Annotated in this window: 15 protein-coding genes and 1 riboswitch; of the genes, 2 read left to right on the plus strand and 13 right to left on the minus strand. The window is 52.5% G+C overall.

What is annotated here, in order from left to right; translation table 11 throughout:
• Positions 1-152: 152 nt before the first annotated feature.
• A complete protein-coding gene (locus tag FHS18_RS10810) occupies positions 153-1,142 on the minus strand; it encodes a quinone oxidoreductase family protein (RefSeq protein ID WP_183599906.1) in 990 nt (329 codons plus the stop codon).
• Between the two features lie 97 nt (positions 1,143-1,239).
• Positions 1,240-1,782 (minus strand): TetR/AcrR family transcriptional regulator, encoded by a 543-nt coding sequence (locus tag FHS18_RS10815; RefSeq protein ID WP_183599908.1) that lies wholly within the window; start codon positions 1,780-1,782, stop codon positions 1,240-1,242.
• Positions 1,783-1,940: 158 nt separating this feature from the next.
• On the opposite strand from FHS18_RS10815, the gene FHS18_RS10820 reads away from it, so the two are divergent.
• Positions 1,941-2,879 carry a ketopantoate reductase family protein gene (locus tag FHS18_RS10820; protein WP_183599910.1) on the plus strand — a complete coding sequence of 313 codons (939 nt, stop codon included), beginning with the start codon at positions 1,941-1,943 and terminating at the stop codon, positions 2,877-2,879.
• A gap of 69 nt (positions 2,880-2,948) precedes the next feature.
• On the opposite strand, the gene FHS18_RS10825 is transcribed toward FHS18_RS10820, so the two are convergent.
• Both FHS18_RS10825 and FHS18_RS10830 read right to left on the minus strand, forming a co-directional pair.
• Positions 2,949-3,488, minus strand: a complete 540-nt coding sequence (locus FHS18_RS10825) for an AAA family ATPase (protein WP_183599912.1) — start codon at positions 3,486-3,488, stop codon at positions 2,949-2,951.
• 149 nt (positions 3,489-3,637) lie between these two features.
• On the minus strand, positions 3,638-5,269 hold the full coding sequence (locus tag FHS18_RS10830; protein WP_183600377.1) for a glycoside hydrolase family 13 protein: 1,632 nt from the start codon (positions 5,267-5,269) through the stop codon (positions 3,638-3,640).
• Positions 5,270-5,618: 349 nt separating this feature from the next.
• Between FHS18_RS10830 and FHS18_RS10835 the strand changes: the two genes are divergently transcribed.
• Positions 5,619-7,391, plus strand: a complete 1,773-nt coding sequence (locus tag FHS18_RS10835; RefSeq protein ID WP_183599914.1) for a methyl-accepting chemotaxis protein — start codon at positions 5,619-5,621, stop codon at positions 7,389-7,391.
• 149 nt (positions 7,392-7,540) lie between these two features.
• Here the strand turns inward: FHS18_RS10835 and FHS18_RS10840 are convergent, their stop codons facing one another.
• The 9 genes from FHS18_RS10840 to FHS18_RS10880 all read right to left on the minus strand — a co-directional run bounded on the left by FHS18_RS10840 (position 7,541) and on the right by FHS18_RS10880 (position 19,573).
• Complete coding sequence (locus FHS18_RS10840) at positions 7,541-8,242, minus strand: response regulator (RefSeq protein WP_183599916.1); 702 nt, start codon at positions 8,240-8,242, stop codon at positions 7,541-7,543.
• A gap of 3 nt (positions 8,243-8,245) precedes the next feature.
• Positions 8,246-9,763 (minus strand): sensor histidine kinase, encoded by a 1,518-nt coding sequence (locus tag FHS18_RS10845; RefSeq protein ID WP_246427586.1) that lies wholly within the window; start codon positions 9,761-9,763, stop codon positions 8,246-8,248.
• A 43-nt stretch (positions 9,764-9,806) separates the two neighbouring features.
• Entirely contained in the window at positions 9,807-10,571 is a 765-nt protein-coding gene (locus FHS18_RS10850; protein ID WP_183599918.1) for an ABC transporter permease, read from the minus strand.
• Complete coding sequence (locus FHS18_RS10855) at positions 10,564-11,307, minus strand: ABC transporter ATP-binding protein (RefSeq protein WP_183599920.1); 744 nt, start codon at positions 11,305-11,307, stop codon at positions 10,564-10,566. The genes FHS18_RS10850 and FHS18_RS10855 overlap by 8 nt, the downstream gene beginning before the upstream one ends.
• A 49-nt stretch (positions 11,308-11,356) precedes the next feature.
• On the minus strand, positions 11,357-12,250 hold the full coding sequence (locus FHS18_RS10860; protein ID WP_183599922.1) for a hypothetical protein: 894 nt from the start codon (positions 12,248-12,250) through the stop codon (positions 11,357-11,359).
• Positions 12,251-12,627: 377 nt separating this feature from the next.
• Positions 12,628-16,383 (minus strand): alpha-L-arabinofuranosidase C-terminal domain-containing protein, encoded by a 3,756-nt coding sequence (locus FHS18_RS10865; protein WP_183599924.1) that lies wholly within the window; start codon positions 16,381-16,383, stop codon positions 12,628-12,630.
• Between the two features lie 324 nt (positions 16,384-16,707).
• Positions 16,708-16,974 (minus strand): hypothetical protein, encoded by a 267-nt coding sequence (locus tag FHS18_RS10870; RefSeq protein ID WP_183599926.1) that lies wholly within the window; start codon positions 16,972-16,974, stop codon positions 16,708-16,710.
• A gap of 135 nt (positions 16,975-17,109) precedes the next feature.
• Positions 17,110-18,357 carry a TolB-like translocation protein gene (locus FHS18_RS10875; protein ID WP_183599928.1) on the minus strand — a complete coding sequence of 416 codons (1,248 nt, stop codon included), beginning with the start codon at positions 18,355-18,357 and terminating at the stop codon, positions 17,110-17,112.
• A 241-nt stretch (positions 18,358-18,598) separates the two neighbouring features.
• Complete coding sequence (locus FHS18_RS10880; RefSeq protein WP_183599930.1) at positions 18,599-19,573, minus strand: aldo/keto reductase family protein; 975 nt, start codon at positions 19,571-19,573, stop codon at positions 18,599-18,601.
• A gap of 270 nt (positions 19,574-19,843) precedes the next feature.
• Positions 19,844-19,927, plus strand: a riboswitch (cyclic di-GMP riboswitch).
• Positions 19,928-20,055 lie beyond the last annotated feature (128 nt).

Raw genomic sequence — 20,055 nt, forward strand, 5'->3', positions numbered from 1 at the left:
GCGTTTCATCCATTGCCATCTTCGTACATCGTACCATCCCTATCGCGGCCAAAGAAAGCCTCTCTTCCGCGATCAGGCGGACGAAAGGCTGTGCAGGATCACGCATTCTCGTTTTATGATCATGAACGATACCCTAAAGCGCGACCAATAACTTACGCCATCTGCAGCACCAGCTTGCCCGTGGCCTGCCGGCTCTCGAGCAGGCGGTGCGCTTCGCTTGCCCGCTCCATCGGATAGACGCCGTACACTTCCGATCGGATCTTCCCGTTTGCGAGCAGCTGCATCGCATCCCTTGCCGCCTGTCCCACTAACTGCGGATCATATACGGCATAGGCCCCTAAGTTAAACCCGGCAATGTTCTGGTTCCCCAGCCAAATCTCGTTCGTGGCATGCATCAGTTCGCCGCCGCTCGCATTGCCGAGCGCGATCATCTGCCCCAGCGGCTTCAGAAGCTCCATGCTGCGCGCTCTCGTCTCTCCGCCGACCGGGTCAAAAATGGCGTCGACTCCCCGCCCATGGACCAGCTGTTTCGTAATCGCCACAAAATCCGATCGCAACAGCAATTCGTCATACCCCAGCGAGGCGGCGAGCTTGATTTTATCCGATGAACCAACCGTTCCAAGTACCTTACTTGCGCCGAACCGCTTGGCGATTTGCCCGAGGAAGCTGCCCAATCCGCCTGCTGCTGCGTGAACGAGGATGGTATCTCCTTCTCTCATTCGGTTCACGTATTTGACGGCCATATAAGCAGTCGTCAAGTTGACGATGGAAGCAGCGGCATCGCTCATTTCCACTTGGCCATCCAGCTCGTCAAGCGGGACGGTTAGCTCAGGCGTCACTCTTGCTTGGGTCGCGTATCCGCCAAGCTCCAGCAGTTTCATGGCAGCGACCGGCTGACCGACCCGGTATCCGTGCACGCCATCGCCTATGGACCGCACATAACCGGACACTTCGAGTCCCGGTATGATCGGGAACGGGAACAACTCCGCGAACGCGCCATTGCGTGCCAATATGTCCACGAGCCCCACGCCCGCATACGCCACGTCGATGATCATTTCCCCGTATCTTGGCGTAAGATCCGGCATTTCCTTTACTTGCAGCACCTCGGCTCCGCCTGCCTGTTCAATAACGATCGATCTCATCTTGACTACCTCCCTGGTCGGATATTTACGAGCTCATCTTACCAAGGCGGCATCCGGTCAGACAGGTTTGGATTATACGGGTATAAAAAATAACAGACTAAAGGTTCATCCGATTCGCCTCGAGAAGCGACCATAACCGTTCGGTCAATTCTTCCGCGGAACAAGGCATGGACGCGTTGAACCACCACTCGATGACGCCGACGATCGCTGAACTCATGAATTGCGCGAATATTAACTTGCCCAGCTCATCCAGGCCAGCGCTATCCGCTTTCAGATGCTCCATGAGTTGGTTGTGAATCATTCGGCTCAGATGCGTGCGGAAGGAAGGGACGTCTTTCATGTCGAGCAAAGTCTTATACAATAGCGCATTGTTCTCGATCTCTTGAATCGTTCGGAGCAACGGGGCTTTCGATGGAAAAGGTCCTGCCGCGTCTATGGAGTAGCAGCATTCCATCAGATGGTTCAGCTGGTTCTCGACGCACTTGTCCAACACCGCGTAATGCGAGTAGACGGTGCCTCGATTGACATCGGCAAGCTCCGCGATTTCGTTAATCGTTATTTTCTCGAAGTCCTTCTTGGCGATCAACTGCAAGAATGCATGCATGATGGCGGCCTGGTTTTTCTTGATTCTGCGGTCCAATGAGGCGCGCTCCTTTTTTGTACAATTGATCGGAGTCTGTTGAAAAACGGACAAAACCGATAGATCTAGCGATTGCCGCTTACTTAAGAGGTTGCTATCCTGATTCTATTCAATGCGTCATTGAAAATCAAAAGATATTGACTAAGGGAGATTAGGCAATGCGAATATTGGTTTACGGCGCAGGCGTTCTCGGCAGCTATCTGGCTCATGTGTTGGTGCGCGGCGGAAATGAGGTAACTATACTGGCGAGAGGCAAGCGGGCCGAACAGCTGAAGTCGAATGGACTTGTCATACGGCACTACTTTCAGCGCCGCAACACCGTCGATCGAGTTAACGTCATCCGCGAGCTTGCGCCTGACGATCGTTATGATCTGATCTTTGTCGTCATGAAGTACAATGATTTCCCGACGGTTCTGCCTACACTAGCGGAGAATCAATCTACCAATATCGTGCTCGTGGGTAATAATGCTGATGCGCGGGGGATGCAGCAAAAACTGCAGGAAAAGAGTTCCTCGAAGAAAAATGTTAACTTCGGGTTTCAGCTTAGCGGCGGGCTTCGGGAGGAGAGCGGACGCATCATCTGCATCCGCGGCGGCGGGCAAATGATAGTAGGCAGTTTAGAAGGCGGAATCACGATCAAGCCGCTCCTGGAGCAAGCATTCAAGAACGCGAAGTACAAACTAACCTATCATGAAGATATGGACGCTTGGCTAATGAGCCACCTCGTCATGATCGTTGCCTTGAACGCGGTCAGTTTTCTACATCATGGCGATCTGAATCAAGCCTCGAGGGACAACCGGTTGTTAAAGCAAGCTATTATGGCTATGGATGACGGGCATCGAGTATTGGAAAAGTTGAACTATACTATTACGCCTGCCAGTCAAGGCAATCTAGCCCGTAAGCATAGACGAATCTTCTACTACGGGCTCAAGTTCATCCACAAGTTATCGTTCATGAAGTTCGTGGATGGTTCGTTCAATGAAATAGCCGCGTTGCTCGATTCGTTCCGTAAGCTTAAAGAGCAAGTCGATGTGGCAACACTCGCTTGGGATGCTTTGGAGAAGCGTACGATGGCCAAGTTTGTTGCCCGCCTATAGCGTTAGAGAACCAGCGATGATATCATGCTGATTCTCTATTTCATCGCTGTTTCTCTAACGGCATACCTTTCAAGAAAACTCGCCTTCTTGCAATCTCGAAACGATAAGATCGACGGTTTGTTCCGCCGTTAATTCCGATGAATCCAACCACAATCCTATTTGCGGCGTTTCATCCCGGAGTACGCGATCCAGCGCTTCGACGGTCCAAGCCCCGTAACCTTGTTTGGAACGGCCAGCCTCTCTTGCCGCAACCGTTGCCGTATTCGGACATAACGCGACGATATAGAAAGGCCGGCTGCGGATGTACGAGATAAAATCGTTCAACATCGGTCCGATGACGACATCTTGCACAATAACGGTAAACCCTGCTTGAACATACATCTCCGCGGATTGCGCGGCAAGCCGATACCGCAGCCGCAGCTGATTCAATTCATCGCTTCCCGCATCGGGCTCAACCTCTTTGCGGTCATTGACGATCATTCTTCGGAAAAGATCGCCACGCACATGCACGGATTTCGGAAAACGTTCGGCGAGCAGCTGAGCTACCGTTGATTTGCCGCTGGCCATAATTCCGGTAATGAGAATTATGCCGGGGCTATCCTGCAACATATGGAACATCATCCTTTCCACGAGGATCTATCGAACATTATAACCAGACTTTTACGTACGCCACAAATTACTTTCTTCTATTACAGAAGGAAAAAAGCCAGACCGGTGAATCTGGCCTAGCTCTTCAGCAGCAACCTCACGGCTGCTTCTTATGGGTTGACTTTCAACCGATACATTCTTGCTTCATAAGGGCGAAGCAAATACTGCGGCAGCTCATCCTTGTAGTTCGCAATCAGCAGCTCTTTCTCGCCAGTCAGCGAATCCGGAAGCGCATACGGCACTTGCTCTCCGTAGAAATTACACAGCACAATGATCGTTTCTCCATCAAGCGTGCGCGTGTAGGCAAAAATATGGGCGTCTTCAGGGAAGAGCAGCTCGTAATCCCCGTAGATGATCACCTCATGCTCCTTGCGAAGCTGGATCAGCTTTTGATAATGATAGAAGATGGAGTCGGCCTCGGTGAGCTCCTGCTCGGCATTGATGCTCGTATAGTTCGGATTCACCCGAATCCACGGCGTACCTGTCGTGAAACCCGCTTCCGCCGTTGCGTCCCACTGCATCGGCGTACGCGCGTTATCTCGCCCTTTGGTATAGATCGAGGCCATGATCTCCTCTTGCGGATAACCTTGGTCCGTCCGTTCCTTGTGCAGGTTGAGCAGCTCGATATCCCGGTATTCTTCGATCGGATATTGCACGTTGGTCATCCCGAGTTCTTCGCCTTGGTACACATACGGCGTGCCCTGCATGCCGTGCAGCAAGGTAGCGAGCATTTTCGCCGACTCGACTCGGTACTCGCCGTCATTTCCCCAACGGGAGACGATTCTCGGCAAATCGTGGTTGTTCCAGAACAAGCTGTTCCAAGCCTCGCCTTTGAGCTCCGTCTGCCATTTGGATAACACATGCTTCAGCTTCATGAAATCCAGCGGCGCCAGATCCCACTTGCTCTTGCCCGGCTGCTCATCCAGTCCGATATGCTCGAATTGGAATACCATCGAGAATTCGGAGCCGTCCGGATTGCTGAACAGCTTCGCGATCTCCGGCGTTGCGCCCCACGTCTCGCCAACCGTAAGCAGATCCGCACGTCGGAAGGTTAACCGGCTAAGCTCTTGAATATATTCATGCAGCTTCGGTCCATTGCCGGTAATAAGCCGGTCTGGCTCCTTGGCGATCAGATCGATGACATCGAGACGGAAACCGCCGACACCGCGGTCGATCCACCAGTTGATCATATGATAGATCTCTTCCCGGACTTTGGGATTCGCCCAGTTGAGGTCAGGTTGTTTCACCGAGAAAAGATGCAAGAAATATTGGCCAAGCTCCGGCACATACTCCCATGCCGATCCGCCGAAGATACTGCCTAATTCATTCGGCGGCGTGCCTGGTTCCCCATCGCGCCATACATAGTAGTCATAGTACGGATTGTCTTTGCCCTTCTTCGCCTCGACGAACCACGGATGCTCGTCCGACGTGTGGTTCAATACAAGATCCATAACGATTTTAATGTTGCGTTTGGCCGCTTCTTGAATGAGCGCGTCCATGTCGGCAAGCGAACCGAACATCGGATCGATATCCTGGTAATCCGAGATATCGTAGCCGTTGTCATCCTGCGGCGATTTGCAGACCGGAGACAGCCAGATCGCGCCGATCCCGAGCTTCTCCAAGTAATCGAGCCGATTCAGAATGCCTTTCAGGTCACCGATGCCATCACCGTTGCTGTCTTGGAAGCTGCGCGGGTAAATTTGATACACGACGGTTTCTTTCCACCATTTCTTGTTGTCCATCATCCAAATCTCCTTGTTTCTCTCTGATCGTAACCCCATACTTAGGTTACTTGAATAACTATACATGGTTCTGATCGAACTTGCATCTTTGCCTAGTTCGAGTAAATGGATTCCAGATATCGCACGAATTTTTGAATACCAGCTGAATATAAACTTAAAATTGGACTCCAAAAGAGGAAGCCATATATACGTTTTAGGCACTTAGACTTATAGTAGGATAGTCTAACCTATAAACAGGAGAAATTACCAATGGACCCATTACATTTTGAGGGGGAGCCATCAACTTTAAGACCCTTCTTGTATCGTAATTCAAGCAGCTCAGAGACATCTTCTTAGGAGGCATTTTTTCATGTTCAGATTAACCGTTTCGAAGAAAATAATCGGTATGGCATTATCCATTGTTATATTATGTTCCGCAGCATCGGTAATAGGAGATCTCATTATCCGAAATATGTCTGATTCTATTAAAACGATGGGATCGAGTAGTCTTCCATCGGTTGTTATCCTTGGTAATATGGAAAGCGCAGTGAATCGATTAGATCGTAATAGTGTTCTTCATGTTATGAGCCAAATGACGTCCTTGTCTGCGAAAAATGCTCCGAAAGCTGGTCCGAAAGATGCACCAGATTCTTCAGCTGGCGAAGAGAACATCTCAGGAGATACAGCACAAGCGATTACAGATACGGTTGCTGATATGGAGAAACAAATAGAAGCCTATCAGAATAACTATCTAGAGGCTGGCAGTGAAACCGAACTGTTTAACACCTTCTATTCTTCTTGGACAGCGTATCGAGATCAAGTGGTTGCTAACTCAGGTATTTCAAAAGCTGCGTCCAAATCCAATGGCGGTGGTCAAAGTAACATCGGAGATTTGTATGAAGCTACATTGAATGGGATCAGCGCATTAAAAGACTCAAATGTAAACGAAGCAAAGCTTCTGTTAGACCAGTCTGAACAGCAGTCAAACGCGGGTGTGATTACGCATGCATTTGCAGCCGTCTTAAGTATTGTCATTGCGGTATTGGTCAGTATCTTCATGGCTAAATCTATCACAAAACCACTGAATCGTATCGTACGACAAATTAAAGAGGTTACCAATGGGAACCTCATGGTTGCTCCATTAGCAGCCAAAAGCAAGGATGAGATCGGCGAGCTCACAACGGACTTTAATAAGATGAGCCAGTCGCTGCGATCGCTGATGTCTTCCGTGGTTGAAAACGCACTGTTAGTCGCTTCGACCTCAGATCAGCTAACAGCAAGTGCGGAACAAACCAGCATAGCAACGGAGCAGATTGCAGTAAGCGCAGCTAACCTGGCAGAAGGTGCTGAATCACAGCTGCGGCAGCTTTCGGAAACATCGGATACAGCCAATGGCGTTTCTAAGCGGATCGCAAGTATCACCAGAAGCTTTAACACCGTTTCAACGTTAATTGACGTGTCTCTCGATAAAGCCGAGAAAGGCAATGAGGTCATTACCACTACCTTTGAGCAGATGAGAGAGGTACAAAGTAAAGTAACGCAATCTGCGGCTTCAGTCACTATTCTGAACAACAAATCAGCGGAGATTAATCAAATCACACTCCTAATTAAGGAGATTGCAGCCCAAACGAGCTTGCTGTCCTTGAATGCTTCCATTGAAGCGGCTAGAGCAGGGGAACATGGCAGAGGGTTTGCCGTTGTGGCAGCTGAAGTACAGAAACTCGCGGGACAATCCGATCATGCAACGAAAAAAATAACGGAATTAGTAGACGAGGTTATCTCAAGCACGAATGACGTCATGCTGTCTATTGAGGAAGGTGTAAAGGCTTTGGCGGTTGGGATGGAATCCGTGGAGGAGGCTGGAATATCCTTCTCAGAAATCGTCGAATCCGTTCAGGGCATTAGTTCTGAAGCCGAGCAGGCAATCCATGAAACAAAGTCAGTGAATGAAGATGCGCTCACCATGGCAGAGGCAATGAAGGATATTGCCGTAATCGCGCAGCGCGCAACCAAAAGTACGCAAACCGTTGCATCGATCGTGGAAGAAACGATGGCATCGATGGAAGAAGTTTCAGCCGGATCGAACATGTTGTCCAAGATGGCAGACGATCTGAATGATACGGTTTCCATCTTTAAGGTATAGGGTAAACCAGATCGGAAGAATATGCGTCCGCGCAGAGAATTCGGTAACACAAACATTGTCTTTAAAACCCAGGGGCGTCCCAAGGCCATCTTTTGATGACTTTTGAGTCAGCCCCTTTTGTCATGCCCCCCACTCCTTCATGCGCCCAACTATACGTTAAAGCGATACCCCACGCCCCAGATCGTCTCGATCATAACGGGCTTCGACGGGGTACGCTCGACTTTCTCTCTCAGCTTGCTGATGTGCACCGTCACGGTGGCATTGTCTCCGATTGCGTCATAACCCCAAATCCGCTCGAATAGCTCGTCTTTCGTAAACACGCGATTCGGATGCGAGGCCATGTAGAGCAACAGATCATACTCTTTGGTCGTCAAAGTGACCTCGGAGCCGTGCGCGAATACTTTGCGAGCCAGCTTATCGATAAGAAGACCGTTCAGCCGCAGCTCGTCTTTGGGCTGCAGGACATTCGGGTTCATGCCGCTCGTCAGCCGTTCGAATCGAGCGAGATGCGCCTTGACGCGGGCGACCAATTCGCCAACGCTGAACGGCTTGCTGATGAAATCGTCTGCTCCAAGACCGAGGCCGCGAATTTTATCGATCTCTTCTTTTTTGGCAGAAACCATTAGAATCGGAATCGGCTTCACTTGCCGCACTTGCTTGCAAATTTCGTATCCATCTATGCCAGGCAGCATTAGGTCGAGCAGGATCAAGTCGATCTCTCCGGCTATGGCCCGCTGCAGTCCGATATCTCCGTTCTCCGCAATCTCTACCGCATAACCGCTTGCTTCGAGATAATCCTTCTGAACTTCGGCGATCACCGAATCGTCCTCAATAATTAGTATCTTCTTCACAGCCTACCTCCTCGGCATGTTCTTTTGTAGGGGCAGCGCGATGGAGATAGTCGTCCCGGCCCCCGCTATACTGTCTGCCCAGACAGCGCCGTCATGTTCTTCGATGATCTGTCTTACGATCGCAAGCCCTAGTCCGCTCCCCCCTTGCTCGGAGGTACGCGCCTTATCGGCACGGTAGAAGCGTTCAAAAATATGAGGCAGCGCCGACGCCTCGATTCCCTTCCCGTTATCCGTGATCCTTACGGTTACCGTGCCGTCGCCTTGTGGCTCCGTGTTCGTGGTGATGGTGAAGCGAAGTTCTTTGGTCGGCTTATCCATATGCTTCAGGCTATTCTCGACAATGTTCATGATCGCTCGGCCCAGCTTCTCCTGATCCGCATTCACGATAACCGGCGCGCCTGGCTCCTGATCAAGTGCAACCTGCAGCGAATCTCGGCCCTCGCCTGCCTGCAGCCGTAGTTCCTCGACGCAATCCTGCAAGAAAGCGTTCAAGTTAAGCGGGGCAAAATGGAACGGAAGTTTCTTCAAATCGAGCTTGGAGAACAAGAACAATTCCTCGATCATGCGATCCATATCGGCCGCTTTCTTATGGATCATATTGATATATTTCAGCTGCTTCTCCGGCGTATCCGCAATGCCGTCACGCATATTATCCGCGCAGCCTGCAATGGCTGTAATCGGCGTCTTGAGGTCATGCGAAATGCTGGAGATCAGTTCCTTGCGATTCTCCTCTACCTGCAGCTGAACCCGGAGCGATTCTTTGAGTCTCACGCGCATCTCTTCGAACGCGCTTCCCAGCTGGCCCAGCTCATCCTTTCGCTTATTCAGCTTCAACGGCTGATCCAGATTTCCTTCCTTAATATGCTCGGCGGCGGCCTTCATCGCCTTAATCGGACGAATGAGGCTTCGCGACACGAAGTAAGTGAGCAGACCGTTCGTCAGGACGACGACGCCAATCATGGAGAACGCGACGATCGGGAAGAACGTTTGGATCAGCGCGTTGGTTTGCGTAATATCCGACAAGAAGTAGACCTCTCCGGCGCTTCCATCATCGAACGATACCGCATGCGCGGAGAATGAATAGGTCCTCTCCAGCAGATCGAATTCCGGATCCGACCACTTATCGGTCGAGACGGAGTCCAATTTCCGGCTCAACTCGTTCTGCCCCACATCCGCAAGCAGGGGGGAGATATACGTCATCTGTTCCCCTTTCATAAGGATCATCGCAGCCTGTACATCATTCAACTGATCGCCGACTTGGCGCAAATAATTCTGATTCTCCAGCAGCGATGGGTCATAATCGAACAGATAGGTCAGCCCGGAAAAATGCCGATCCTGTTCCTCTCCCATCACGCGTGCTTCGTGAATCTCATGAATGCTCTTCAAATTGAACGGTATTCGGACGCCGATCTCGTCGCTGAATATCATCATGACCAGCCCAGCCATCGACGCAAGGAACAAGATGACGGGAACCAGGATCATGGCAATATAAGACACAAGCAATTTCAGGCGGATCGACATGGGCAACCAACTCCTTTAGGTATGGGACAAACCTTGCGGGCAATTAGAACGACTGCTTCTCGAACCGGTACAGACCCGCGGCATAACTCATTATACCGTGCGCCAGAATGAACATGAAGAGGATGACCAGCTGATTAATTGGCGGAGCGGTTGCCAACCACAGACGATACCAGTCCGTCTGGTCGAATATATTCCATGTCGATGCCGCCGGGAAGAAGAACGGCTGCAGCTTCGCGCCCAGGTAAATGAACAGGAGAAGCAGGAACGCGCCTGTGCTGCTCCCGAACCATTGTACGACGAAGACCGCAATGAGTGCTAGCGCGACCATGGGTACGAATGCGGCCAAATAGATGCCTAGACTTTGCACGGCACCAAGCGCGGACGAACCGCTGCCAAGACCCATAACGAACTCCATCAAGAGGGAGATCAGCCATGTCTCGCCGAGCAGCGTCAAGCACAGCACGGCGACGGCGGTTACTTTGGAAGCATAGACGGCGGATCGGGCAATCGGCCTCGTCAATACATTTTTCATCGTGCGTGACGCTTTCTCTCCTGCGAACATTTCGGCTACGACCAGGAACAAGACCGGCGGCAACCACAGGACGGTCAGAGCGTCCAGCATGAGCAGCGGCAGACCGGCCGCCCCGCCTGATCCGATGAAGCTGATTCCGGTTCCGTTGTTCAAGCTCCCCAGGAGGAATCCGGCCAATACGGGGACGATACCCGTGAGAACAAGCAGCAGCAGGATTTTTCGTTGGACGAACAACTTCTCGATTTCATTGCGCACGTTCGCGGTATAACTATGCATGAACGATCGATGCCCCTTTCTCTTGATGCTGTATGGCGGACAAATAAGCAGCCTCGAGCGTCATGCCGCCGCCGGTCAATTGAGCTAGCGAGCCCTGACCGATCACGGAACCGGCTGACATCATGCAGGCATGCGTGCATACTTGCTCCATCTCGTGGATGCCATGGCTGGAGATGAGGAATGTCGTTCCCTCCTCCTTAGCGAGCCGGGCAATCAGGCCGCGCAGCCAGACGATGCCTTCAATATCTAGCCCATTCGTCGGCTCATCCAGAATGATGAGCTCCGGCTTAGCAAGCAGCGCCGCAGCAATCGCAAGCCGCTGCTTCATGCCAAGCGAATAACGGGAGACTTTCTCCTCCCGATATTCCGCCAAACCAACGAGTTCCAGCACTTCATCGATCCTGCCTTTGGGCAGCGCCGGGTAGAAGCGGGCGGCCAGCTTCAGATTGCGGGACGCGCTCATGTAACCGTAGGCGTCGGCTGTCTCGATCAAGCAGCTGACCTTGGACATCGCCGCCGCGAACTGCTGCGCAATATCATGTCCGAACAAGCTGACGCGCCCGGCGTCCGGAAGACTTAGACCGGTCAGGATTTTCAGCAGCGTCGTCTTGCCCGCACCATTCGGTCCGAACAGCCCCCACACTTCCCCCTTGTTTACGCTTAAGCTTATATCTGCAATGCCGCGGCCGCCCGGGTATCGCTTGGTGACCTGTCTGATCTCCATGACCGGCTCCATGTCTTAAATCGCTCCTTTCGCCGTTCTATCCGTTATTTGCGCTGCGTTCTTACTTCTTTGGGCCCTCGTGGCCGAATTCTTCGGGATTCACGAGCTCAACCTTTTTGCCTGTCAAATCGACGGTGTCCGGCGCAACATGCTCCCTGTCCGTGAGATCCAGTTCCAGATCCAGCACCAACTCATGCGTCTTACCTTGCGCGTCCTTGCCGGTAACCTCGATCGCCGCACGCTGATTGCTGATATAATTCTCCTCGTCGATGACGGCATCTAGATTGATGGCCGTAATCCGGACTTCCTCTACGAGATCAGGCAGCTCGATGTCCATCCCTTCCGCCGGACCTGCCTCCGGCTTCCACTCCTCTTCGCCGGCCGCAGCGGTGATGAGAAGCGAGCTAATCGCCTGAACCGGTGCCGATATTTGGGCGCTATTCAGATGTAAGGAAACGAGTTGGCCGCCATTCTCGTCTTCTGCCAGCGTCACTTGGTGGCGCAGCTGGCCAACCAAGGTGTCGAATACATTCTCGACGAGCTCGGCATGGTTACCATTATGCATGGCGCCGTGTTCGGCCATTTCCTCTTCGTTGCCCTCATGTTCGATGACCTGGTAGACTTCCTGGTCACTATGCTTCAAGACCGTTTGCCCGTCATGGTGATACACGTTCAGCGACTTGCTTGCCTGACCGGCCGTAAACTGTACGGAAGCACTAGCTGCATGGTTGGCGATGTCGCCTTTAAAGCTCGTGCTCGCATTCAGCAGCGATGTGCCGTTGTCGGACAGTTGCAGCGAAGCTTCGCCGGCCATGCTCGTAACGGTATGCGTCTGCTTCCAAGCGGCCTTATAGACTTCGTAGCCTGACCCTCCTGCACTAGCCGACAATCCGCTCGCCAACAGCATAATCGCACCGATCCCAATTCCTGTACCCATCATAATCTTCTTCTTCATTGCTTCCTGCCTCCTCATATTCGGTTGCTTCAGACAGTCATTCAAGTTACTGCCGCCCGCTGTTAACAGAATATCCGCCAGCTCTAAAGTCCCTCTAAGGAAAGTCTTAAAAAAGTATAAAATCGGAAAAACAAGGATGGATGACACGGAGATAAACAAAAAAACCGACGCGCAATGCTGCGCCTCAGCTCCATCTCCTTTTACAAGCAATGATCCGATTCATGGCCGCCTGTGCCCGAGCTACCAGCTCTGCCTTCGTCTCCCCGCCAACAGCAACAGCGATTTGAGGCAATGATTCGAACCTTCTCATGAACAACAAAGACCGCCTCGGCAATCGCTTACCGAAGCGGTCTATCATTCATTCAATAGGAGGAAGATTATAGATCAAGAATGAGTATATTAACCGAATGAGCAGGCAGAGTCACCTGAATATGCTCACCGTCCAGCGCGATGTTACGCTCCGTCGGAACGACCTGCTCGTCGCCCTTCTTATTGACGTTCGGCACATGGACGAGCGCCTCGTCACCGGTTAGCGTAATCAATCGGCCTACCGGAGCAGCCGTCAGTCCTTCCAGGTTGATCTGGGTTGTTTTCGCAAATCCGTCCGCATTGACGAGCTTCACATAGAGATGCCGGTCATCCTTCGATACCGTGGCGTAGAGATCGCGATTGTAGGCTTCCAGCTTATAGTCATGGATGTGGCTGACCTTCGTGCCGTTCGTGTACAGACATACGAGACGATCGCCGCGCGATCCGCCGCCGTAATTGACGGTGATCGTATACGGACTGTTCACCGCGAGCTCTTCATAACCGCATGCACGCAGATTGCCGGCTGCCGTACTGGAGGAATAATCGCCAAGCGTGTAGCCTTCAACGCCTTGTTTGAATACTTTGACCCCGGTCGCATTGCCGTTATAACCGATCGCGTATTGGATCATGTCCTTCTTCTCCGGGGTCGGGTCCATGAGGCCGACGCCAATGTAGAAGCCTTCGGCGCCGGACAATTTGGTCGCTTCTACCTCCACCTTGTAATTCGTCCAGCTGTCGCTGCGAATATACAGACCGTTCAGGCCATTACGCTGCGCTTCCAGCACAAGGCCTCGCTGTGAATCGATCGAGTATCCCGCAGCACCTGGGATCAGCTCCCACGCTTCATGCAACGGTTGAGTGAAATCCTGTTCGAGCAGAACGGAACCATCCGCGTTGGAGGTTACTTTCACGCGCTTCACCTGAATCGTCGCATCCCCAGTAGCAATTTCAATGCCGCCGCGAGGAATAAGCTTAGTGAGCGCTCCGTTCCGATAAGTCTCGAAGGAAGTCTTCAGTACTTCGGTGCCCAAATATTTCGCATACATATGCTGCACGTAATAGTTCGGCGTATACCAGACCGTCTCGTCGTCGAACCAGATGCAGTCCGGCGTCCAACGGTAGGTGCCGTCGGTTAGCACCTTGTTGAAGAGCGGCGCGGTTGCAGCCAAGCGGACGACATCCGCATTGTTCTCGAAGCCGGTCATGATCGCGGCTTCCGCGATAGCGCCGGCCAATGTATTCTTGTCCGTGGATGCGTATTCCCCGACGAATACTTTGGACGTCTCGCGTTCATTCAAGCTGCCATCCACGTTGTATGCCCGATAATAATAGTTGTAGCGATCCGCATTCTGCAGCAAATAGTCATTCGACCGGTAATAATGCTCGTCAGCGATCGTGTCCATATAGTTCGGCTGCTTGCCGTACCAGGTGATCGTCTCTTCGGTAGTCGAATGCCCATCCGTGAACGCAACCGTCGCCGAACCTTGCATCTGTCCGGTCAGGAACTTCCAGCCTTGCTGGAACGCGTCGTCATCCGCCTGCGCGCCGACCGTGGAGATAATATGCAATTCATAGCCCGGGTAATGCTGCTCCATGTATTCGTCGATCGCGACCTTGAAGTATTCGAAGCTGGCGAAAAACTCCGTGCCCCAGTTCTCGTTCCCCACGCCTAAGTAATGTAGATCGAATGGAGCCGCGTGGCCCATCTGCTTGCGCAACGCTGCCCATTCGTTATGCTCATAATCGACGCTGATCGCAAAATCGATCAGGTCGGTGAAGTTCTTGATGAAATATTCGCGCAGAGCGCCGCCTGCCGGGTGGACATAATCCGAACGCGCCTGACAGAGGACGCCGCATGCCATAACCGGCAGCGGGGTCGCGTTGAGGTCTTCAGCCAATTGGAAGTATTCCATATAGCCGAGTCCCATCGTCATCATGTAGCCCCAGACGTTGAAGTTCTCCTTCCGCTTCTCCACATCGCCGACGGAGTCCTTCCAATCGTACACATTGTCCCAAATGAACGAGCCTTCCGAGATGCAGCCGCCAGGGAAACGGAGGAAGGTCGGGTGCAGATCCTGCAGCGCCAATACCAGATCCTTGCGCAGCCGATAGTTCGGGTTGCCGAGATAGTTGGCATGCGCAGTGGAAGAACGGTCTTCTTCCGTGGCGCCCCACACATCCGCCGGAATCAACGACACCATGTCGATGGAGATTTCACGATCGAACGTAAGCGCCAATTGACCCAATGTCGTAGCCGTGCCGGTCAACGCAATCGGCAGCGCCACGCCATATTTGTTCCAGCGATTGCCGCCCTCTATGTTGACTACGGCTACCGTACTGATCGGTTCGCCTCCTGCATTCTGGAGTTGAAGCGTGATCGAGCCGGCCGACTCGGCTTTGGCCCATACCGTAAACAAGTAGTCGCTGCCTTCGCGGATGAACATCGAGCAATGCCCGTTCGAATCCGAGAAGCCGCGATTGCGCAGCGTTGCCCCTGCAGCAACTGTAACATAGTGCGAATTAACGTCCTTATCTTTCAGGTCAAAATAGTCGTTCAACCCGCCATCATGACGGACCGTCACCTGCTCGAGATCGCCTGACCACGCATGAAGCGGCTTCCGATTGCGGCCCGTCGAGCAGCCGCAAGTACCTGAAGCATGCGAATACGTATCGAATTCGAACGACTCGAACGACCGATTCTGCACGAGCTCCGCATAGATGCCGCCGTCCGCCGCATTGTTAATGTCCTCATAGAACAAACCGTACATTGTCTTGCTCACGCTTGTCGTCTCTTGCCCGCCGTGAATCGTAAGCGTATACGCCGGCAGCTGATCCGGCAGCACGGTTGCCTCAAAATACTTGAGCGCAGTGTAAGCGCCTTTGTTCAGCGCAGCGGTGTAGGTCACGCCAGCCGGCGCTTCTACTTGCGCCAGTTCGCCGCGGTTCGAGATAACATCCTGACGGCTCGACTTCCAGGACACATTCACTTTACCGCCCATCAGCGCAGCAGGCAGCTCGATATCCCTCGAGATGATCGAAGCGGGGAAGCTCAAGTACTTGTCTTTCGCGAGACTCACAATCTGCTCGTCGGACAACGATTCGCACATCACTTCAATGATTTCATCCTCGGTCAGTCCCGCTTGATAAATGCGGAAGTCGGATACGGCCCCGCAGAAGTCGGCATCCGCCTCATATTGCGAGCGGCCGATATAGTTGCGCGCATAATTGGCTGGTTCTTGGAACGTATTGAACCAGGCGCGAAGCTTGGCATAATTGCCGCTGGACGTCTGCGAGATGCTGCCGTCTGCGACCGGCTCGCCGTTCACATAGATGACCGGACCGGCGTTGCTCAGCGTACCGCCTTCCGTGCCGCGCACCGACATGGCCAGATGCATCCATTCGCCAGTCGGGTACGACTTGCCTGCGTCCGCAACCAGATCCCCTTCCGCGAAGCATGTTCCGCGAATGTTCCGAGTCAGGAACAAATAGGGCCCTGTCGGTCCTTTGCCAAAATCGAATACCCGCTCCCATACGTTCGAGCCTTTCTCCAAGTAGACCCACGTGGTGACGGTAATGCCTGTATAATCGCTCACTTCACGAAGCAAGCCTTCCGGCAGCTGCATATACGAATTTCCATTACGCCCTCCCGCCAGCTTCAACGCGGAGCGGCCTTTAATCGTCGCGATCTCCGGCTTAATCGCTCCTTCAGCGATGGCATCAAGCCCGTTGCCCGAAATGTCACGGCCCGGCTGCTCGCCGTCCTGGAATGTATACTGTGCGATCAGACGTTGTTGGAAATGAAGTGGATGGTCTTCACGTTTCATGGCGTAATCCCCCGGTGCAATAAAATAATATAAACATTAACTAATAAACATAATAATTACCTTGAATTATCATACCCGCTGCCGAGGCATTTTTCAACCTTCTTATTGCCGTGAGTTCGAAGTCATCCTACACCTAGCCTTTAAAACAAATAGCTGCCGCTAACCTTTATGTTAACGACAGCTTCATAATATACGCATAAGCATCGTGACCAAATTCTTGACCAAATAGCGCAAAGCGGCTCATTCTCCCTTCATGCGACTAACGAAAAAATACGCACCGTTCGCCTCAGCGACACGCTACGTATTTTGTCCAACCTTATCGTTTTATCCTTGAATATTCTTTACCGTATGCGGCTTGCTGTAATGGCTGACTCCGCCGGAACCGACGAACACCTTCCCGCCTTTGGGGAACGTAATGAGGCGCTGCTCGCCATTGGTCAGCAGCACGGTTATCGTGGCTTTGTTCTTCGTCGCAGCGTAAATCACATACCCGCTAATCGAGATGGATGTGGTCCAATTGCCATCGAATTCTGCGCGGGCGACACGAGTAGAGAATACTTGATTCTCCGTCCTGCCAGATCGAATACTCATTGCAAGCACCTAGCCTTCCATAGAATAGATTACGATATTCTATTCGCTAGCATGAGATTCGTATGGGCGGCTTGGCCTGAATAATAGCAGCCTATCTCGGTATATCGCACGATGGAATGGCTCGCCATGTTCACATCAACCCGAATTCCCTTGGTACACCACGGGCGAATTCGCATTCTTCAGCCATTCTTGCGCCCCGCTCCCATCCGCATTGGCCACCCAAATGGAAGCTTGTTTGTTTTCTCTCCCCATTCTTACCCAAAGCAGTTGGTTACTGCCCCGTATCGCAATCGGAGCATAATCCCCGCTGCCTGCGGGAGGTTCGGTTACCTGCGTTTGTTGGCCTGAATCCGTATCGACCGCATAGAGGACCGGCAGCGGATGCTTATCCGGGTCATTCGACCAAGCCGTTTCTCTCACGCGGGAAGCATAGATCGTCCGGTCATCCATCCAGTCGAATTCAAGGTCGGCGTAATGCGGAGGCGTCAGTGGGCGGAAGACCGGGAAGGACTTTCGCTTTAGCGCTTTGTTCTTAAATCCGAATACGAGCCGGCCCCCTCCAGCGATATACGCGAGCGTGTCCTTGCCAGGCGCCCACTTGGGCTGTCCGACATCCAGAATCAATTCCCCCAGCACCTGTAAACGTTCCCCGTCAGCGTCGATCGCGCAGACCAGATTACTATCCATCGACCAAGAGGCTGTGGGCGATACGACCATAGATAACCATCGGCCGCTTGGCGAATAGGCCAACCTGCTTGCATAGACGGCTATCATGTTGCTTCCTTCATAGGGCAGTTCATTCGGAAGCGGATAGAAAGACTTTACATTCGCGGCGTAGTTCGAGCTTGCCCAGTCCATCGGCAGCTTTTTCGTATAGAGCCTTGCTCCGGTCCAGCCTTCAGGCGTAAGCTCGCCGCTATGGGTCAGCATGAACCCGCTCCCGTCCGGAAGCCAGCTATAATGATCTACGCCGATCGCCACATTCGCCGTATGCTCCCAATCCGTTAGATTCAGGACACTGCCGCTCTTGTAGGCAAGCCGGTGACCCTTAGGCGACCATTGCGGCGCATCGCTGGAATCGATCGTATGAATCGTCTTACCAGCATCGGGGTCGTAGATTTCGATACGATGATAGGCCTCTGATTCAGAATCCTCAAGCATGTGCGCTTGGCTCTGATCCCCCGCCAATTCCGTGTATGCCAGAAGCTTGCCATCTGCCGACCATGCCGCATCCGTTGCATACCCCGAGGCAGAAACCTGAACTTCCTTGCCCTTCATAGCGACCCACACATTCCCATCGCGGAAAAACGCGACTTTTGCCTGAACGGGTCTATGCCCTGGCGCGGCATGTACCGAATAAACGGGCTGGACTGCCGCAGTCATTATTAGCGCTGCTAATGCGACTTGAACCCACCTCATCCGCGACCACCGCCCCACCTAGTTTATCTATAGCACTGCCCCACTCTCTGGAAAAATATGCCGAAGATCAAGGTGACTCCGCAATCGCCGCAGTTCATGGCGAAGGCGCAATTCACTCCGGTTCCTATAATCGCAACAAAGCCGCCGTGCAGCCACGGCGGCTCTGTTTATCCTTCCCAATGCGGTATTCAAATCTTGCGCTTCACTAACGCATCGGAGCAAACCCTTCAACCTGCTTGAGGATCGTCTCGATCTGCGCCAACGTCTCTTCATCGAGCGCGACGTCGACAGCAGCCACGTTCTCGATGATCTGCTCCGGCTTACTGGCGCCAATGATCGCAGAGCTGACGCCCGGCTCGCGCAGTACCCATGCCAGCGCAAGCTGCGACAGCGTAATGCCTCGGCCGGCAGCCAGATCATTCAGATCGGCGACGCATTGCAGCACGTTCGGTTGCAGATAGCTCTTGATGACGTGATTCACTTGGTCGTTCGCGGCACGGCTGCTTGGCGGCAATTCCGCGCCCGGTTTGTATTTGCCCGTCAGTATCCCTTGCGCGAGCGGCGAGAACACCACTTGTCCGATTCCTTCGCGCACGGATACCGGCAGCACTTCGCGTTCGATGTAACGCTCGAACATATTGTAGATCGGCTGGTTGGAGGCAAGCGGACGCAGATTCAACCGTTTGGCGATCCCTGCTGCATCCGACAACTGAGCAGCGGTCCATTCGCTGACGGCGGCATACAGGATTTTACCTTGCCGGGCAAGATCGTCGAGCGCGCGGAGCGTTTCCTCCACAGGCGTCTCATTGTCGAAACGGTGGCAGAAGTAGACGTCGATATAATCCGTGCCGAGCCGCTTCAAGCTGGCGTCGCACTGCTCCATAATATGTTTGCGGGATAAGCCGCGGTCATTCGGGCCGTCTCCCATCGGGAAGAATACCTTGGTCGAGAGCACATAGCTGGACCGATCGTAACTTTTCAAAGCCGCGCCGATCGCCTTCTCGCCTTCGCCCCGGTTGTAGGCATTGGCCGTATCGAAAAAATTGATACCGCTTTCGAATGCCTGCGCGACACAAGCATCCGCGGCCTTTTGTTCCGCTGCCGTACCGTACGTAAGCCAGCTGCCCAATCCAATTTCGCTTACCTTAAGTCCCGTTCCGCCAAGTCTTCTATATTTCATGTCAGTCATTCCTTCCTCTCTAATGGTTTGTCGCCATTATAAGAAATACGGGAGAATTTAGGAAGTACGGAAAAATACTATAGTAAGTACAGTAGACTGGTTAAGCTGCGCGCACGATTGTTGTCATCGCTGATTTTTTCATACATGAAATCGTCAAAGTTACTCAACAAGCTGTTGAATTTACTAATTTCTCTGGGTAATAAGTCACTTTTCGACAAAAAAAGTCATTTTACTCCCGTATACAACCCGAGTCCCGCATCCTATAATTGGTTGTGACAAGGGAGCTATGAAACCTATTCTTCAACTGGACACTTCGAATAGGCGGAGCTATTAGTGTAACCGACCTTCTCTCATATTTGGGAGGAGGTTTTTTGTTTGTACAATTACGCGCACCCATCCAAGAACGGCGTAAGCCGACTCATTTAGCAGGAGAAACTTCTATATCCACATCATGAAATGCGACAACAATTAGGAGGTTTTTA

Origin of the sequence: Paenibacillus phyllosphaerae, from assembly GCF_014192105.1 — a bacterium.
In the GTDB taxonomy this organism is placed as follows: Bacteria; Bacillota; Bacilli; order Paenibacillales; family Paenibacillaceae; genus Paenibacillus_Z; species Paenibacillus_Z phyllosphaerae.

Bases quoted from the DNA above. Each gene is read 5' to 3' on its own strand.
- FHS18_RS10810 (WP_183599906.1), bottom strand. From the start codon at position 1,142: ATGAGATCGATCGTTATTGAACAGGCAGGCGGAGCCGAGGTGCTGCAA.
- FHS18_RS10820 (WP_183599910.1), top strand. From the start codon at position 1,941: ATGCGAATATTGGTTTACGGCGCAGGCGTTCTCGGCAGCTATCTGGCT.
- FHS18_RS10825 (WP_183599912.1), bottom strand. From the start codon at position 3,488: ATGTTGCAGGATAGCCCCGGCATAATTCTCATTACCGGAATTATGGCC.
- FHS18_RS10830 (WP_183600377.1), bottom strand. From the start codon at position 5,269: ATGGACAACAAGAAATGGTGGAAAGAAACCGTCGTGTATCAAATTTAC.
- FHS18_RS10835 (WP_183599914.1), top strand. From the start codon at position 5,619: ATGTTCAGATTAACCGTTTCGAAGAAAATAATCGGTATGGCATTATCC.
- FHS18_RS10845 (WP_246427586.1), bottom strand. From the start codon at position 9,763: ATGTCGATCCGCCTGAAATTGCTTGTGTCTTATATTGCCATGATCCTG.
- FHS18_RS10850 (WP_183599918.1), bottom strand. From the start codon at position 10,571: ATGCATAGTTATACCGCGAACGTGCGCAATGAAATCGAGAAGTTGTTC.
- FHS18_RS10855 (WP_183599920.1), bottom strand. From the start codon at position 11,307: ATGGAGCCGGTCATGGAGATCAGACAGGTCACCAAGCGATACCCGGGC.
- FHS18_RS10860 (WP_183599922.1), bottom strand. From the start codon at position 12,250: ATGAAGAAGAAGATTATGATGGGTACAGGAATTGGGATCGGTGCGATT.
- FHS18_RS10865 (WP_183599924.1), bottom strand. From the start codon at position 16,383: ATGAAACGTGAAGACCATCCACTTCATTTCCAACAACGTCTGATCGCA.
- FHS18_RS10870 (WP_183599926.1), bottom strand. From the start codon at position 16,974: ATGAGTATTCGATCTGGCAGGACGGAGAATCAAGTATTCTCTACTCGT.
- FHS18_RS10875 (WP_183599928.1), bottom strand. From the start codon at position 18,357: ATGACTGCGGCAGTCCAGCCCGTTTATTCGGTACATGCCGCGCCAGGG.
- FHS18_RS10880 (WP_183599930.1), bottom strand. From the start codon at position 19,573: ATGAAATATAGAAGACTTGGCGGAACGGGACTTAAGGTAAGCGAAATT.